This window comes from Agarivorans aestuarii (assembly GCF_019670125.1).
Lineage (GTDB): Bacteria > Pseudomonadota > Gammaproteobacteria > Enterobacterales > Celerinatantimonadaceae > Agarivorans > Agarivorans aestuarii.
This window is the reverse complement of sequence record NZ_AP023033.1, coordinates 966,969-982,918: the sequence shown is the minus strand read 5'-3', so window position 1 is coordinate 982,918 and position 15,950 is coordinate 966,969. Positions and strand designations below refer to the sequence as shown.

At 45.4% G+C, this 15,950-nt stretch carries 13 protein-coding genes; 6 read left to right on the top strand and 7 right to left on the bottom strand.

Features of this window, described 5'->3' with window-relative positions:
• The first annotated feature begins 84 nt into the window (after nt 1-84).
• Both K5609_RS04580 and nadN read left to right on the top strand, forming a co-directional pair.
• Entirely contained in the window at nt 85-1,386 is a 1,302-nt protein-coding gene (locus K5609_RS04580) for a DASH family cryptochrome (protein ID WP_221076152.1), read from the top strand.
• 92 nt (nt 1,387-1,478) lie between these two features.
• Nucleotides 1,479-3,323: an NAD nucleotidase gene (gene nadN, locus K5609_RS04575; RefSeq protein ID WP_221076151.1), complete on the top strand. Its 1,845-nt coding sequence runs from the start codon at nt 1,479-1,481 to the stop codon at nt 3,321-3,323.
• Nucleotides 3,324-3,396: 73 nt separating this feature from the next.
• On the opposite strand, the gene K5609_RS04570 is transcribed toward nadN, so the two are convergent.
• Nucleotides 3,397-4,497 carry a DUF3179 domain-containing (seleno)protein gene (locus K5609_RS04570; RefSeq protein ID WP_221076150.1) on the bottom strand — a complete coding sequence of 367 codons (1,101 nt, stop codon included), beginning with the start codon at nt 4,495-4,497 and terminating at the stop codon, nt 3,397-3,399.
• Nucleotides 4,498-4,952: 455 nt separating this feature from the next.
• Between K5609_RS04570 and K5609_RS04565 the strand changes: the two genes are divergently transcribed.
• From K5609_RS04565 to yghU, 3 genes are all read left to right on the top strand, one after another.
• Nucleotides 4,953-6,107, top strand: a complete 1,155-nt coding sequence (locus tag K5609_RS04565) for an MFS transporter (protein WP_221076149.1) — start codon at nt 4,953-4,955, stop codon at nt 6,105-6,107.
• A 248-nt stretch (nt 6,108-6,355) separates the two neighbouring features.
• Nucleotides 6,356-6,946, top strand: a complete 591-nt coding sequence (locus tag K5609_RS04560; protein ID WP_221076148.1) for a hypothetical protein — start codon at nt 6,356-6,358, stop codon at nt 6,944-6,946.
• Between the two features lie 327 nt (nt 6,947-7,273).
• Nucleotides 7,274-8,131, top strand: coding sequence for a glutathione-dependent disulfide-bond oxidoreductase (gene yghU / locus K5609_RS04555; RefSeq protein WP_221076147.1), 858 nt, complete (start codon nt 7,274-7,276; stop codon nt 8,129-8,131).
• 78 nt (nt 8,132-8,209) lie between these two features.
• Here the strand turns inward: yghU and K5609_RS04550 are convergent, their stop codons facing one another.
• From K5609_RS04550 to ygiD, 3 genes are all read right to left on the bottom strand, one after another.
• On the bottom strand, nt 8,210-9,574 hold the full coding sequence (locus K5609_RS04550; protein WP_221076146.1) for a glycoside hydrolase family 30 protein: 1,365 nt from the start codon (nt 9,572-9,574) through the stop codon (nt 8,210-8,212).
• Nucleotides 9,575-9,823: 249 nt separating this feature from the next.
• Nucleotides 9,824-10,792 (bottom strand): glutathione S-transferase family protein, encoded by a 969-nt coding sequence (locus K5609_RS04545; RefSeq protein WP_221076145.1) that lies wholly within the window; start codon nt 10,790-10,792, stop codon nt 9,824-9,826.
• A 13-nt stretch (nt 10,793-10,805) separates the two neighbouring features.
• Nucleotides 10,806-11,627 (bottom strand): 4,5-DOPA-extradiol-dioxygenase, encoded by an 822-nt coding sequence (gene ygiD, locus K5609_RS04540; protein WP_221076144.1) that lies wholly within the window; start codon nt 11,625-11,627, stop codon nt 10,806-10,808.
• Between the two features lie 148 nt (nt 11,628-11,775).
• Between ygiD and K5609_RS04535 the strand changes: the two genes are divergently transcribed.
• Nucleotides 11,776-12,687, top strand: coding sequence for a LysR family transcriptional regulator (locus K5609_RS04535; protein ID WP_221076143.1), 912 nt, complete (start codon nt 11,776-11,778; stop codon nt 12,685-12,687).
• A gap of 24 nt (nt 12,688-12,711) precedes the next feature.
• On the opposite strand, the gene arsB is transcribed toward K5609_RS04535, so the two are convergent.
• From arsB to betA, 3 genes are all read right to left on the bottom strand, one after another.
• Nucleotides 12,712-13,728 carry an ACR3 family arsenite efflux transporter gene (arsB, locus tag K5609_RS04530; RefSeq protein WP_221076142.1) on the bottom strand — a complete coding sequence of 339 codons (1,017 nt, stop codon included), beginning with the start codon at nt 13,726-13,728 and terminating at the stop codon, nt 12,712-12,714.
• Between the two features lie 53 nt (nt 13,729-13,781).
• Nucleotides 13,782-14,108 carry a metalloregulator ArsR/SmtB family transcription factor gene (locus K5609_RS04525; RefSeq protein ID WP_016400497.1) on the bottom strand — a complete coding sequence of 109 codons (327 nt, stop codon included), beginning with the start codon at nt 14,106-14,108 and terminating at the stop codon, nt 13,782-13,784.
• Nucleotides 14,109-14,262: 154 nt separating this feature from the next.
• Nucleotides 14,263-15,945 (bottom strand): choline dehydrogenase, encoded by a 1,683-nt coding sequence (gene betA / locus K5609_RS04520; protein ID WP_221076141.1) that lies wholly within the window; start codon nt 15,943-15,945, stop codon nt 14,263-14,265.
• Nucleotides 15,946-15,950: the final 5 nt, after the last annotated feature.

Genomic DNA, 15,950 nt, shown 5'->3' with positions numbered 1-15,950 from the left:
AGCAGCCAAACACTCGCCAGATTAAACTGAATAACAAGCAGATACGTAAACTAATTTATTAACCACAAATTTTGGAAAGCAAAAATGCGACTAGGGCTGTTTATTTTCGATAACGATTGTAGAGTGCAAGACAACCCTGCACTTAAACAACTCGCGCGGCAAGTTGACCAGCTCATTTGCGTTTACATAAACCAAACCACTAGCCCCTTTGTGCAACACTTCAGCCAAACCAAAATCAGCTTGGCCAAACAGGCCTACTTAAACCAGACCTTAAGTGAACTCAATCTTAGCTTAAATCAACTTGGCCAACAGCTGTTTGTCGAACATGGTCGTTTTGAGCAGCAAGTCGCCCTTTACATTCAACACTATCGCATCACCGATATTGGCAGAAGTGTGCATCCAGGCAGTGACGAAGCCAAGCAATGGCTTGCCCTGCAGCTTGCCTATCCGCAGATCCGCTTTCACTCTGCCAGCAGTAACAGCTTATTTGAGCAACAGCAATTACCTTTTGATTTAAGCAACTTACCGACAAGCTTCACGCCCTTTCGTAAGCAAGTAGAAGAGCTTGCGATAGCAGAGCCCTTAGCCACCTTACATCAGCTACCTAAAGTGCCAAGTAACTTAAGCCCTGCACCGCTAATTAAACTGCAAGAACATCATTCAAGCGATTTTCAAGCAGGTGAGCAAGCAGCTTGTAATCATCTTGAGCATTACTTTTCAACCACTGCTGCAAGCCACTACAAGCAAACCCGTAACGCCCTAAGCGGCGAGCTATTCTCAACTGGCTTTTCGCCGTTTCTCGCTTATGGCGCTGTTAGCCCTAGGCAAGTTTTACAGGCTTTACGTAATTACGAGGCAAAGCACGGCGCTAATGAATCCAGCTATTGGATTTACTTTGAACTGCTTTGGCGCGAGTACTTTTATTGGTATGCCCGCGCGCATGGCAGCAAGCTGTTTAGTTTTTCTGGGGTTACCGGTAAAACCTTACATACCAGTTTTTACGCCCAGCGCTTTAAACAATGGTGCGAGGGCAATACGGCCTACCCTTTGGTGAATGCGCTAATGCATCAACTAAACAGCAGTGGATGGATGTCGAACCGAGGCCGGCAAATTGTCGCTAGCTGCCTAGTAAACGAACTGCAATTAGACTGGCGCTATGGCGCGGCCTACTTTGAACAACGCTTGATTGATTACGATGTAGCTAGTAACTGGGGGAATTGGCAATACATTGCAGGAGTAGGCGCAGACCCACGCGGTGGTCGCCACTTCGACATCGATAAACAAAGCAAAATGTTTGACCCAAATAAGCAATTTATTAAACGTTGGCAGGGGGAGCTTGGCAGCTTACCAAGCGACCATACCAACATGGTTGACTGGCCAGTTTAGCCACCGACATAAAACTAACAAAAATAGTTCATCTATGGTTCATCTAAACTCTCTAGTGTTTAGAGTTTTCTATCTAAACGGAGTTAGTAAAGATGAATTTTCGCAAGGAATGGTTAGCCCTTCTTCCCCTTAGTGTTGCTTTAGTTGCCTGTAATGACGACGACAGTACCCCAAGCCCTCAGCCACTTAGCATTAACGTACTGCATATCAACGATCACCACTCTCATTTACAAGCTGATAGCGGTATAGACTTAAACTTAGCGGGCGAAGCAACTCGAGTTTCGGTAGGCGGTTTTCCAAAAGTTGTGGCGAAAATCAATGAACTAGCCGCAAGTAAAGACAATGTATTAAAACTGCACGCGGGTGACGCAATTACCGGCGATCTTTACTACACCCTATTTAAAGGCGAAGCCGATGCAGCCTTAATGAACGAAGTGTGTTTTGACGCTTTCGCTTTAGGTAATCACGAATTTGATGGCGGCGACGCTGGCTTAAAAACCTTCTTAGAGTTTTTATATAGCCCAACTTGCCAAACCCAAGTATTGGCTGCCAACGTAGAGCCTGAAGTTGGCGTATCGCCGCTTGCACCAACTACCCGTTGGGATTACTTCCAGCCATACATGATTAAGTCATTTGGCGATGCCAAGGTAGGTATAATCGGTATCGACATTGCCACTAAAACTAAAAACTCTTCAAGCCCTGATGCCACCACTCAGTTTCATGATGAAACCAGCACGGCGCAAATGTACATCGATGAGCTAAAAGAAAAAGGCGTTAACAACATCATTTTGTTAACTCACTATCAGTACAAAAACGACCTAGAGCTAGCCGCAAAACTTACTGACGTAGATGTGATCATTGGTGGTGACTCACACACCCTATTAGGTGACTTTGAAGAGCTAGGCTTAAACAGTGCAGGTGATTACCCAACCATGGTAAGCAACTTAGACGGCGACCCAGTGTGTGTTGCCCAAGCTTGGCAATACTCAGCTGTAGTGGGTGATTTAGCTGTTACCTTCGATGGCAACGGCAAGTTAGAAAGCTGTGCAGGTACCCCTCACCTATTGCTAGCAGACAGCTTTATGCGCAAAGACACTAACGGTGACCGCGTTGAGCTTACCGGTGCAACTCGCACTGCAGTTACCGACGCGGTAGCCGCCAACCCTAACTTATCGATTGTTACAGCCGACGCTAATGCTACAGATTTACTAGCTGTTTATGCCGAAGAAGTGGACGTGCTAAAACAATCAGTAGTAGGCGACGTGGCACAAAACCTATGCTTTGAGCGCATTCCGGGCCAAGGCCGTAGCACCTTGTGTGATGTATCGGCCACCAGCGCTAATGGTTCAGATATTTCAAACCTTGTAGCTCAAGCCTTTTTGGAGCAAGCCATACGTGGCGACGTAGCCATTCAAAATGCCGGCGGCGTACGTAACGACGTACCACAAGGCGATTACACCATTGGCGATGCCTACACCTTACTGCCTTTCGCGAATACCTTGGTTTACTTGGAAATGACTGGCGCAGAAATTAAAACGGTACTTAACGAAGCTGTAGATTACTCGCTAGATCCAGAAGGCTCTACTGGCGCTTACCCTTACGCTGCTGGTTTACGTTACAAGGTGGATATGTCACAAGCTACTGGCTCTCGTTTATACGACGTAGAAGTAAAAGCGAAAGGCACCACCGATTGGATAGCCTTGGCCGATAGTGACAGCTTCACAGTGGTAACCAACAACTACATTGCTGGCGGCCGCGATGGATACTTTAGCTTTGCCGACATCTCTGCTGATGAGAGTAAATTTGAAGATAGCTTCCTAGACTATGCGCAATCATTTGTAGATTACGTAGAACGTAATGGAACCATCGATAAACTGCCGCTAGAAAGCTACAGCACCCAAATGTTCTACGATACCGACGGCAACCTGCAAAACTAAGGCTTAGCCAAACTAAATGTATAAGCCCGCTACTTAGCGGGCTTTTTATTGTTTAAAGCTCAATGGATATAGGCTAGCCGTTTAAAGTAACGGTATCAGGGAACCAGTGCGACCACACCATCCAGAATAAACCGTTATGAGTAGGTAACTGTTCTCCTTCTCCATCGACTAAGTAGGCAAAGTCATGTTCGCTATTGTAGTTAATGCTTAAGGTTTGGCCGTTCACTTCAAAGGTTTCACCAGCAAAAGTACGCGCGTCATCAATGCTAAAAGCAAACTGGAAGTCTCCACCATCGTAACCATAAATCAGCTCTTTTTGATTGTATCGTTTATCGTCTAGGCGCAGTGTAGGAAACGCCGCTTCATCTTCTCTCGTTTTATCAAATTGAACATCTAAAGCATCTTGGAAAGCGGTATTGATCATCTTGTCTAGTAAACGGTCATAGTGGTAAATAAACACCTGGCCATTGGGGTATAACTCACGCGCTGCAGCCCACGACATTAAAGTATTTGGAACCTGCTTTGGTTTGTGGTCGGTAAACTCTGACTCCATAGTAATTTGCTGAAGAAAAACATCATTTTTGGTGTCTTTAAAAATCAGATTATTATGTGTTTGAATCGATACGTTTAAGTCAGACTCACCTAAACCGTAGTCGGCTTCAATCACTACCGGCAAGTTAGATAAGCCACAAAAAGTCATGGTGTAGTCGGTGCCGTCTACGTTCCAACCTGCAATATGGGGAATTTGTAAATGCTCACGCGGGAACATGCGTACGTCGTCACCAACTTGCACCACATACATTACTTGATCATCTGGTAACACGGTATCGGCGTAACTTACGTCGTAATATTCAGCGTTATGCTGCTTTGAAGGAAACACCGTTTGAGTAGCGTAGTTACTGCACCAAATACCCAGCGCAACTAGGCCTGAACACACTGCCATTATTGAACGTGGCCAAATTTGGGTTCTTCGATTAAGCACAACTAAACCGATCATCATGAGTATATTGATTACTGCCACTAATGCTCGGTGCTCTAGCAGCCAAACGACTACAGCCCTGTCGGTGCCAAACTTTTGCCCCGGTTCGGTTACCCCCACTGCAGAGCCGACACTGACAATAACAATCAACAAGGCCAAGCTATAAAAAAGTGCTTTTAAGGTTGTTCTATTCATGTGTATTACCTTTAGTTAGGAATCAAATGCCAATATCACAAGCCCACTAATTTGCTTTGCTACAGTCCCACCACGTTTACTTATCGCCGAAGGCTTAACTTGCTTGAGATTGGCTAAATTCTAGACTCCCTACTAATCTGAGAGCCCGCGCAATTAGCACCCTGCTAATTCATGCAACAAAGCTTATCGAGAGAGTTAAACAAGAGTAAGTAGCAGCAGCGGGAAGCATTATTTCGAAGAATGGAACAATAAACCCAGTAACTTACTCCGCTACTGAGTAACAACGAGTAAGACACTGTGCCAACGCTGTCGAAATTTTTACTCTGAGTTAAATCCGACTATTCGCCCTACTTTTTCACTCTTGAGCACCTTCAAGGGTTGAACGTACAGGCGATAGTTTTTGAATAACTCAGGAGGTACAAATGAAAGAATTTAAACCCTGATATATTGCACAAATGTCCAATGGGGTTGTGCAATGGGTAGGCTTAGCGCTACTCGTTACACCATTGATTATTGAGCGGACAGGCAGCGGCACGTTAATGGGCTCGGTCATGTCACTAATTGGCATTTTTGGCATTAGCGCGCCACTTATTGGCTGGCTGGCCGACAAATATTCTATTCATCGACAGCTACAAAAAGTAGCGCTGTTTTCTCATCTACTGTCGCTAATACTGCTCTACTTTGCGACAACACAAAGCTACATGTATTTACTGCTTGGATTAAGTATTGGCATAGGCACCGTGTCTCAGCTGGTGTTAAACCCCACTTTTGTGATCAATTCTCTGCCTGCCAATCAGCATAGTAGGGGCTTAAGCCGCTTATTTCAGTTTCAGTTTTTGGGCATTGTTATCGCAGGTACATTACTAGGTTTAGTGAGCCTTTTGAATTGGACCAGCGAACAACAACTCATCTTGATGATGGCTTTAGTTAGCATTTCTATAGTCACTGTATTTATAGCTCCACCACCTAAGGTGATTTTAGACAATCAAGAGCACGAACAAGCTGATGAACTAAGCAATAAGCCCGCTTTTTCCCATCGAGGAAAGGCAGCCTTTTGCGCATTTCTAGCCACGATTTTTCTCTCGATGCTTACCTCTACCAATTTAATGGAAACCGGCCCGCTGATTATTAAGCAGGTATTTTCTGTAGATTTAGGCCACTCAGCTTTTGGTTTAGCAGCCTCAGCAGTTCTCACCATAGCCTTACTAGAACCTGCTGGACGTTGGGCTGAAAAAAGTGGGCCTTACGTTGTGTGGATAACCGGACTCTGTTGCTATGCCATTACTGCTATTGGTTTATGGCTGGCTGTGGGAACACAAATACCTAGCGCAATACCTGTTCTGTTGATTGTATTGCTGATGCAAGCAATCTCATGGTTTGACATGGTGATTCCCGCCATAGCTGAACAGCTAAGTCCATTTTCTCCGGCACTAACCCAAGGTGTTTTATTGTTTGCCATGTCTTTTGGTTTTGCTGCTGGAGCACTTATAGCTGGCGAGCTCATCGACAGCGACGGCTTTGTAGCGGTTGTAGATTTTTGCGCTATTAACATGCTAATTACTTTAGCCATTGCAGTGCTTACCTTAGGTCTAAAACCACGCTCAAATTAAAGCTTTTGCTATGCAAGTTAAATACGCCAACTTGCATAGCTTTAATGTAGGTATTGCTTGTATCACTAGCCAAATATCCAAACTATCAAGTCTTATGTTTCGCAAAATGCAAACTGCGAATAATCTTTCTTTTTCAAGTAGCCATGTTAAACAAAAAGCCGCCTAAACATATGTAATTTAAGCTTTAAAAATCTTTGGCTTAATCCCTGCTTAGTGGTTACTGCATCCAATAAACATAGGGAATAGTTATGAATAGACTGTTAGGTATATTTGCAGTAGGCGCGATGTTGCTGGCTTCAAATTTAGCCTCTGCAACCATAATCGGCGATGACGTGTATTTATCTTGCCAGCAAAGTTCTGGATCTGCACACCAACTGTGTGAGGGCAATGGCGCATTAGCGGCTACCGTAAGTGATGAAATTGAATACCCAGATTATTTCAATTTCGAAAACTCACTAAGCATCGATGTTCTAGCCAATGCACTAAGGGTTGATTTTGACAATGGTCCTTACTGCGGATGGTTTACCTGCGATGGACGGGGCTTATTGAGCTTTGTACTGTCCGATCTCGATTGGCTAGGTACGCCCAATAAAATACTCACTGGCCTTGATGTAAGTACCAATATGACAGGGGTACAAACCGACTTTACCGCAGACAGTGTTTCTTTTGCGTTACCTGAAACCTCGGTAACCAGCGATATGTTCCTGCAAATAGATTTTTTAACTAATGCCCCAGCCAGCGTTATTGAGCCAAGCAGCCTTACGGTTTTCGTTTTAGCCATATTTGGTTTAGCAGCTAGAAGGCTTAGAAATAGCAAACTGAGAAGTAATACTCAGTAATCTCGAATAGACTACGCTGCCGGCTTCTGTAGCGGTATCAAGCAACACCTGTTGGCATTAGTAGTCTGTTAAACATTATCCGCCGAGTGACCCTAATAGCTCGGCCTTTTTCTCCTTTCTGAGCTTAAAATCATTTGCTACTGCTAGTCATTTCCACCTAAAGTGTAACAACAAAGCTAGGTATAGAGTCTCGGTAATAAGGAGACTTGTTGTGGCTGAATTTTTTTGTTGCTTTAAGCGTTCTAATTAAAACAACCACAACGGTTTTATGTAGCAAAACCATCCCTATATCCATATAGGTAGCACCTAAACAGATAAGGAAACACAATGACAAACCAATACATGCCACCAAAAGTTTGGACTATGGACAACGAAAGTGGTGGTCAGTGGGCAAGCATTAATCGGCCCGATTCAGGCGCACGGCATGAGAAAACCCTTGCTGTGGGCGCCAACCCTTTACAGCTGCATTCGTTAGCAACGCCAAATGGACAAAAAGTGACGATAATGCTGGAAGAGTTGCTGGCACTAGGCGTTAAAGAGGCAGAGTACGACGCCTACTTAATTAACATTGGTGAAGGCGACCAATTTTCCTCTGGCTTTGTGGATATTAATCCTAATTCTAAGATTCCGGCTTTAAGCGACCATTCCGGGGACACACCTATTCGGGTATTTGAGTCGGGCGCTATTTTGCTATATCTGGCCGAGAAGTTTGGCCACCTGCTGCCTAAAGAGCTGGCCACACGCACCGAAACCATGAACTGGCTATTTTGGCTACAAGGTTCTGCTCCGTATTTAGGTGGCGGCTTTGGACATTTTTATGCGTACGCGCCAGAAAAATACGAATACCCAATTAATCGCTTCACCATGGAAACCAAACGTCAGCTAGATGTTTTAGATAAACGCCTCGCCAATAATCAGTATTTGGGTGGCAGTGAATATAGCATCGCTGATATTGCTACCTGGCCTTGGTATGGCAACGTTGTGCTTAACACGGTTTATGAAGCTGCAGAGTTTTTAGACGCCGCAAGCTACACCAACGTAATGCGCTGGGCTAAAGAGATAGAGCAACGCCCTGCTGTGCAACGTGGACGTATTGTTAATCGGGTATGGGGCGAAGAATGGGAGCAACTGGCAGAACGCCACAGCGCGGCAGATATTGATGCGGTATTAAGTAAAAAGCCTTAAGCTCAATTATCCACTAAAAAAGCACCCTAGGGTGCTTTTTTTCAGGATAAGATTTACGAGCAATAACCCAACAAGTGACTATGCTTTTAACACAAAAGTGCTGATCGAGTTATTCGCTAAAGACAGCTCCGCACCTAAGCCATCAACCACCAAAGTAAGCTTGGCCACATGCCCTTCATTTTGTACTACGACGACTCGCTCACCGTTGCTATTTTCAAAGCTTACCGCATGCAAATTTTCACCACTTACTTGGGTTTTAATTCGCCTAGCGCCAATCTCAACATAGCGAGATAAATGGCCAATGTAGTAATACGAGTTATTGTAAATTAGCGACTTTGTCTGGCGGTTATACATAATGGGCGCTTCGCAGAAGTTCTCTACATGATTTGGACCACCTTGTTCATTTAACAACAAATTCCAATCAATCCAGCCCTCTGAATAGTTGTTAAAATCACCAATAATGTTTCTGCCATAACGCTCGCCATTCCCCCAAGCGCCTAAGTAGCCACTTTTATCATTCTTATCTACCGAGGTATCGGTTAGCTCCACACAACCTTCGGTAAAGATAATATGAGTATCTGGATAAAGGTGATGCACCATAGAGAGATTTTCGAAATCTTCACTCACATACCAATGATTGCCCACGCCCCACACATACTTGGCTGCCTCTGGGTCACTAAGCACAATGGCTGTTCGCTGCACCATAACATCACGGTTATGGTCCCAAATAACAATGGCTTTATCTTGGTAGCCTGCGGCATGCATAGCTGGGCCGAGGTAATTTTTGATAAAGTCGCGCTCTTCTTCGGCAGAATAAAAACACGAATCCCAGATTTGATCGGCTTCCGGTTCGTTTTGAATACTAATGCCCCAGATAGGTACGCCGCGTAGCTCCATCTGTTCGATAAACTTGGTGTAATAGTTGGCCCAAGGCTGCTGATATTCAGCCAACAGTTTTCCGCCGTAATTCATTTCACCGTTAGATTTCATAAATGCCGGTGGACTCCAAGGCGATGCCAACATAGTGATCGGCTCACCAGCCTGTTCAGCCGCCCGCTTGATCATGGGAATAACCCATTGCTCTTCGTGAGAAAGATCAAAGCTATTAAGCTCACTATCCCCTTCTTCGATATAGGTATAGTTGCCTAAAGCAAAATCACAGGAATGAATAGCAACACGCCCTAGCACATACCCCAAGCCCTGCTCTTTATCAAAATAGGCCTTAGTAAATTCCTCTTGCAAGGCCTCTGGCATCTCGTAAAAGGTGCTGGCTGCCGCTTCGGTAAATGCGCCACCAAAGCCGATATGGCTTTGAAATCTCTCTTTCGAGTTAACCGCAATCATCGATTGCTGCACTTTGTAATGAGACTTAAACTCCACTGGTGCCTTTTCTGCCCAACGCTCACCCGTGCGCTCCAGTGTTCTATAGTGTGTTGCTTTCATTTACTCAATCAACCTTGTTTATCTAAACTGAGCACAGGTTATAATGAAAGCGCTTTCTTTTTCAATCTACCTAAATCACAAAATAAGCAAACATACCAAGAAAGCAAAACTCACCCCCAAACCTTTAAATAAAGATATGTAGTAGATACACCCAAGAAGATTTATCGATGTATTGCCATTTTAATAGCCCAAGTAAAAAGGAAGCGCTTACAAATCTCTTGTAAGCACTACTTTGTTTAAGTGATAACACTAGGCTAGCGCTGCCATTAAAGCATCGATATGCGCAGGCCCAATAGGTCGAACTCCAGATGGGTTTAAGGCCTTAATCGAATAATAGCCGCGAGTAATGTGGTCAACATTAACCGTCTCAGCCACTCCAGGTAAGGCCAGTATTCGTTGCATGTAAGCTGACAACAAAGGGTAATCAGCTATTTGTTTACGATTGGTTTTAAACAAACCGTAATAGGCAAGATCGAAACGTATTAGTGTGACAAAGGTTCGAATATCGGTTTCGGTAAGCCTATCCCCAACTAAGTATTGCTGCTTTGCTAGCCTTTGCTCCAGCTCCTCTAATACTTCAAATACCCCTTTTACCGCCTCTTCGTAAGCAGCTTGCGACTGAGTAAAGCCTGCTTTATAAACGCCGTTATTCAACTGGTGATAAATTCGCGCATTTAGGGCATCTATCTCTTCACTATGTTGCTCTGGATAAAGGCGAATTTTAGAGGGAACTAACTCCTCAAAGGCGCTATCGAACATGCGCAGAATGTCGGCGCTTTCGTTATTCACTATCACATTTTTCTGCATGTCCCAGAGCACTGGCACGGTAGCTCTTCCGGTAAAGTTGGGATCTGCCTGCGTATAAATTTGGTGTAGGTAATTAGCGGAGAACAACGGGTCTTGATCTGCACCTTGGTAGCCGCCAAAACGCCAACCTTGAGGGCTTAAACTAGGGTTAAGTACCGTAACAGGGATTAGCGCTTCTAAGCCTTTTAGCTTACGTGCAATCAGCGTGCGCGATGCCCAAGGGCAAATTAAGGCCACGTATAATCTGTAACGCCCGGCTTCCGCTTTAAAGCCACCCACGCCAGTTGGACCAGGGCTACCATCAGCGGTTACCCAATGGCGGAATCCGGAAGTTTGCCTTACAAAACGCCCTTGCTCATCCGCCTTCTGCAAAGGCTGCCAGTCTTCGGTCCATACTCCATTTACTAACATGAGTGACTCCTCTCTAAACGTGATGAAAAACAAACGAGCGCATGGATAATGCGCCAAGATCAAAACCTTCGCTTACCACACTTAAGTGATCCTGTTTACTTGACGCACCAGTCACAATAATCGCTGGGATATAGTGCTCTAAACTTGGGTTAGCCATGCGCATTAAGCCGCCCATGGCTGCTGGATTGAGTAAGTCAGAAAAATCTCGTTGCGCTAAGCGTTTAGCAAAAAAGGTATCAAACTCTTCTGCCCAGTCATAAGGTTGGGAGGTGTGCTTTAGCGCCGCTAGATTATGTACAATATTGCCCGAGCCAATAATCATCACGCCTTGGCGACGCAGCATTGACAAGCTGCGACCTAGGGCGAAGTGCCAGCTCAAGTTTTGTGAAACGTCAATAGAGAGCTGAAATACCGGAACATCTGCTGCCGGATACATCCATTTCAATACCGACCAAGCGCCATGATCAAGCCCCCAACTGCTATCGGTTTGAAGTTGATGATCACTTAACAGCTCAGTGAGCTGCTGCGCCAACAAGGGGTTACCACTGGCTGGATAGCGCTCGGCAAATAAAGCCTCTGGAAAGCCGTAAAAATCGTGAATGGTTTTAGGCTTAGCGGAACTATCTACTAGGCTTACTCCGGGTGTCATCCAGTGAGCGGAAATCATCAATATTGCCTGCGGCCTAGTTAAGGTTTGCCCAAGCCGCGACCAACTTTGGGTGAAGCGATTCTCCTCTAGGGCATTCATCGGATTGCCATGGCCAATGAACACCGCCGGCATGGGCTGCATCGTCGCTTTAGCACCAAGTATATTTAAGCCTTGCAGAGTAGACATCTCGCCTCTTTCTCCCTTCGGCCCAATGCCATTTGGCTTGAGCGAAGCGTTAAACAGTAATGCAGCAATTATCAGCCAAAGAGATTCACCTCACAATGGAGAAGATATAGAATAACTATCACCAATTTGTTCTTAATAGGTAGTTAGCATGGACTTAATTGACGGCTTAAAGGCATTTGTTGCTACGGCGCAAACCGGTTCATTTACAGAAGCGGCAAAACGCTTAGGTGTATCCAACCGACTCACCTCAAAATACGTAGCGGAATTAGAAACCAAGCTTGGCGCTCGCCTGTTGCAACGCACTACAAGAAAAGTGGGGCTTACACCTTCGGGTCAGCAGCTACTTAATCGGGCCCCAGCCCTGTTGGACGAACTTGATGATTTGCTGGCAGGCATCAACGAGGAAGCAACAAGCTTACACGGTACGTTGCGCATCGCTGCGCCAGTGACTCTTGGCGAAATCTACATACAAGGTTTAGTGAGCCGTTTCGCCGCTATCCATCCTGAGCTAAGTATCGACTTGCGTTTAAGCGACCAGCATGTAGATCTAGCAAGCGATGGTTTCGACCTCGCTTTTCGCGTTGGCACTCCCGGCGTTTCTACTTTAAAAGCACGCAAGCTATTTGAATTTACCAGCCACTTGGTGGCCTCACCCGGCTACTTAACACTTAAAGGCGCTCCGCTTAGCCCCGATGACTTAGATGCCCACACTTGCATCATCGACACCAATAGGCGTGATGCCAATCGTTGGGTCTTTCTGCAAAACGGCCAAGAATATGCCTTTCACCCTTCTAGAAACTTGATGGTGAATAGTGCCAATGTTGCTCGAGATTGGGCAGCAGAGGGCTGCGGTGTGGCACTGTGTCCAAACTTTGTTTTACATAAACAGTTGAGTGAAGGAAAACTGGTGCGGCTGCTGGAAGACTATCAACTGCCAATGCATCCTCTGTATGCCGTTTACTTAGAAGGTAATGTGCTGCCTCGTAAGGTAAGAGCACTGATAGATTTTGCACTTGAAGATGTGCAGAACAACGATATTGTCACCCTCCCCGCGGCTTAGCGCAGAGAGAGTAACGATTTTAGATTAACTAAACCAATGACGAGTGCGATTGGCAAACCATACCAATGATAGCATTACCGGCACTTCAACCAATACACCAACTACGGTGGCTAGCGCAGCTCCAGAGTGCAAACCAAATAGCGATATGGCAACCGCTACTGCTAACTCAAAAAAGTTAGAGGTACCAATCATGCAAGCTGGAGCAGCAATGTTATGTGGCAAACGCATGCGCTTGGCTAACCAATAAGCCAGCGCAAAAATGCCATAGGTTTGAATAAGCAAAGGAATAGCGATAAGAACAATGGCTTCAGGTTTGGCTAAAATTGTTTCCGATTGAAAGCCAAACAACAACACTACAGTGGCCAGCAAACCAATAATCGACCAAGGCTTCATAGTGGCTAAAAACTGATTTAGCCTTGAATGGTCATTCTTTTTATCTAGCTTTTTACGGGTAATCGCCCCTGCTATAAGTGGCACTAATACGTACAATACCACCGACATTAACAAGGTATTCCAAGGCACTGTGATATCACTCACCCCAAGCAAAAAACCGGCGATAGGCGCAAAGGCAAAGATCATAATTACGTCGTTAATCGAAACCTGCACTAAGGTATAATTAGCGTCGCCTTTGGTCAGCTGACTCCACACAAATACCATCGCGGTACACGGTGCTACGCCAAGCAAGATCATGCCAGCGATATATTCAGTCGCGGTGCTTGGATCTACCCAATCGGCAAATATACCTTTAAAAAACAACCAGCCTAGCAACGCCATGCTAAAGGGTTTAATCAGCCAATTAATCACAATGGTAAGCAGCAAACCTTTTGGTTTTTTACCCACATCTTTAATCGATGAGAAATCAATTTGCACCATCATCGGATAAATCATTAGCCAAATAAGTAAGGCAATCACCAAGTTAACATGTGCAAACTCAAGGCCAGCCACTAGCGCAAATACCTCGGGTACTAGACTGCCCGCAGCAATGCCAACAACAATGGCTAAACCTACCCATACTGTTAAATATCGTTCAAATAATCCCATTTTATTACCTTCTTCCCCAGCTACCTGTGTAGGTGGGTTCTGTGATGAATCCACTAGCAAAGCTGTTGTTTATTCGCTTCAAAGCGCGCTAACTCTGCTTGGTAGTAGTCTTTGTTATTGGCTTGAGTCTCGCGCAACACTCGTTCAGCCCAGCTTGGTAACTCAGGGTGTAATTGGTAATACACCCACTTACCGCGCCGCTGATCGAGTAATACTTGGCATTTGCGCAACTGCGCTAAATGGCGAGAAGTCTTTGGTTGGTCGAGCTGCAAGGCTTGCATCAAATCACAGACACAGGCCTCACCAGCCTCGGCAATAATCATCAAGGCTTTTAGGCGAACATCATCAGCGAGGCATTTATAAAATAATTGAGGGTTCATCGTTCACATGCATTTATTTACATATGTTGAATTTTGCATATGTACGTTTTATTGTCAACCTAGAAAAAAAATCCGAGCGCAAGCTGCTCGGATTTATACATACTAGTAATAGTTATGCTCTGGCTTCTCGCGTCTAAACAGGCCTTAAGCCACCTCAGCGTTTCGGCTTGCCGGTTCGTTGCTTGTTTTGCCAATCTTCTGCTATCCAGGTGGTTACATTTGCTGCGGCAAGCGGTGGGTGTCCTAAAACAGAGTCCGCTATTTTCTCCGCCACCATAATGGTAGGGGCATTAAGGTTACCATTAGGAATAGTAGGAAAAACCGAGGAATCAACCACCCGTAAGCTAGTAATGCCTTTTACTTGGCACTGGCTATTTACCACGGCCATTGGGTCATTATCACCGCCCATTTTACAACTACACGAAGGGTGATAAGCACTTTCTACATTTTGCCTTACCCACGCATCTATCGCTTCATCGCTGTTAATATTAGCGCCGGGTTGAATCTCTTCCCCGCGATAATCATTCATTGCTGGCTGCGCCAAAATCTCTCGACTTAAACGAATACAGTCACGCCAGTCTTGCTTGTCTTGCTCGGTGCTAATGTAGTTAAACTGAATATTAGGTTTAGCATGCGGATCGGCTGAACTAATCCACACTCGCCCTCGGCTTTGGGGTTTATTAGGCCCAACATGAACCTGAAAGCCATGCCCACTAAAAGCAGCTTGGCCGTCGTAACGCATTGCGGCGGGTAAAAAGTGATATTGAATATTCGGCCATTTAAGCCCAGCCCGCGAGCGAATAAACGCGCAAGATTCAAAATGATTAGTTGCGCCTAAACCGTCTTTTCGCAATAACCAACGCGCGCCAATTAAGCCTTTGCTAATTAGCCCTAACTTACTGTTAAGGGTTATCGGCTGGCGACAGGCATATTGAAAATACACTTCTAAGTGATCTTGCAGGTTTTCCCCCACACCTCGCAAATCTTGAACCAGCTCAACACCTGCATCTTTTAAAACGGCTTTCGGCCCAATGCCCGATAACTGCAATAACTGCGGCGAACCGATAGAGCCTGCAGCCAGAAGCACTTCTTTGTTGGTAAACAGCTTTTCTACTTGGCCAGCTCGCTCAATTTCTACCCCAATAGCATGTTGGTCTTTAATTAATACCTTGCGGGTAAGCACACCCTTTAGCAAGGTGAGGTTGCTGCGCTTAAGGGCTCGGCGTAAATAAGCATTTGATGTTGAAGCGCGCACGCCTTTGTCTACGGTCATATGCATGGGACCAAAACCCTCTTGCTGGTAACCGTTGTAATCACTGGTTGTTGGGTAACCCGCTTGCTGGCCAGCATCGATAAAGGCTTGGTAAAGCGGGTTCAAGCTCATATTATTACCGCCACAGGTAGCCAGTGGGCCATCGCCCCCTCGGTAATCATCGGCACCATCTATCCATGACTCAGCCCGGCGAAAATAGGGCAAGCATTCTTGATAACTCCACCCCTGTGCGCCCTGCTCTGCCCATTCATCAAAGTCGCAAGCATGACCACGCACATACACCATGCCGTTAATCGAAGAACTGCCACCAAGCACTCGCCCTCTTGGGCAATGCAAACGGCGATTATCAATGCCAGCTTCACGTTGGCTTTCAAACTGCCATGCATACTTTTTGCTATTCATGGGGAAAGACAAAGCGGTAGGCATTTGAATAAATATACTTTTGTCGCTGCCGCCCGCCTCAAGCAATAAAACCGTATGTTTACCACAAGCACTTAAGCGGTCGGCTAATACACAACCTGCAGAGCCTGCGCCAACAATAATATAATCGAAATTGGTGTTCATCTTAT

Coding starts and splice junctions, on each gene's coding strand:
- yghU (WP_221076147.1), top strand. CDS start 7,274: ATGACAAACCAATACATGCCACCAAAAGTTTGGACTATGGACAACGAA.
- K5609_RS04525 (WP_016400497.1), bottom strand. CDS start 14,108: ATGAACCCTCAATTATTTTATAAATGCCTCGCTGATGATGTTCGCCTA.
- K5609_RS04535 (WP_221076143.1), top strand. CDS start 11,776: ATGGACTTAATTGACGGCTTAAAGGCATTTGTTGCTACGGCGCAAACC.
- K5609_RS04580 (WP_221076152.1), top strand. CDS start 85: ATGCGACTAGGGCTGTTTATTTTCGATAACGATTGTAGAGTGCAAGAC.
- betA (WP_221076141.1), bottom strand. CDS start 15,945: ATGAACACCAATTTCGATTATATTATTGTTGGCGCAGGCTCTGCAGGT.
- K5609_RS04545 (WP_221076145.1), bottom strand. CDS start 10,792: ATGTTAGTAAATGGAGTATGGACCGAAGACTGGCAGCCTTTGCAGAAG.
- nadN (WP_221076151.1), top strand. CDS start 1,479: ATGAATTTTCGCAAGGAATGGTTAGCCCTTCTTCCCCTTAGTGTTGCT.
- K5609_RS04565 (WP_221076149.1), top strand. CDS start 4,953: ATGTCCAATGGGGTTGTGCAATGGGTAGGCTTAGCGCTACTCGTTACA.
- K5609_RS04570 (WP_221076150.1), bottom strand. CDS start 4,497: ATGAATAGAACAACCTTAAAAGCACTTTTTTATAGCTTGGCCTTGTTG.
- arsB (WP_221076142.1), bottom strand. CDS start 13,728: ATGGGATTATTTGAACGATATTTAACAGTATGGGTAGGTTTAGCCATT.
- K5609_RS04550 (WP_221076146.1), bottom strand. CDS start 9,574: ATGAAAGCAACACACTATAGAACACTGGAGCGCACGGGTGAGCGTTGG.
- ygiD (WP_221076144.1), bottom strand. CDS start 11,627: ATGTCTACTCTGCAAGGCTTAAATATACTTGGTGCTAAAGCGACGATG.
- K5609_RS04560 (WP_221076148.1), top strand. CDS start 6,356: ATGAATAGACTGTTAGGTATATTTGCAGTAGGCGCGATGTTGCTGGCT.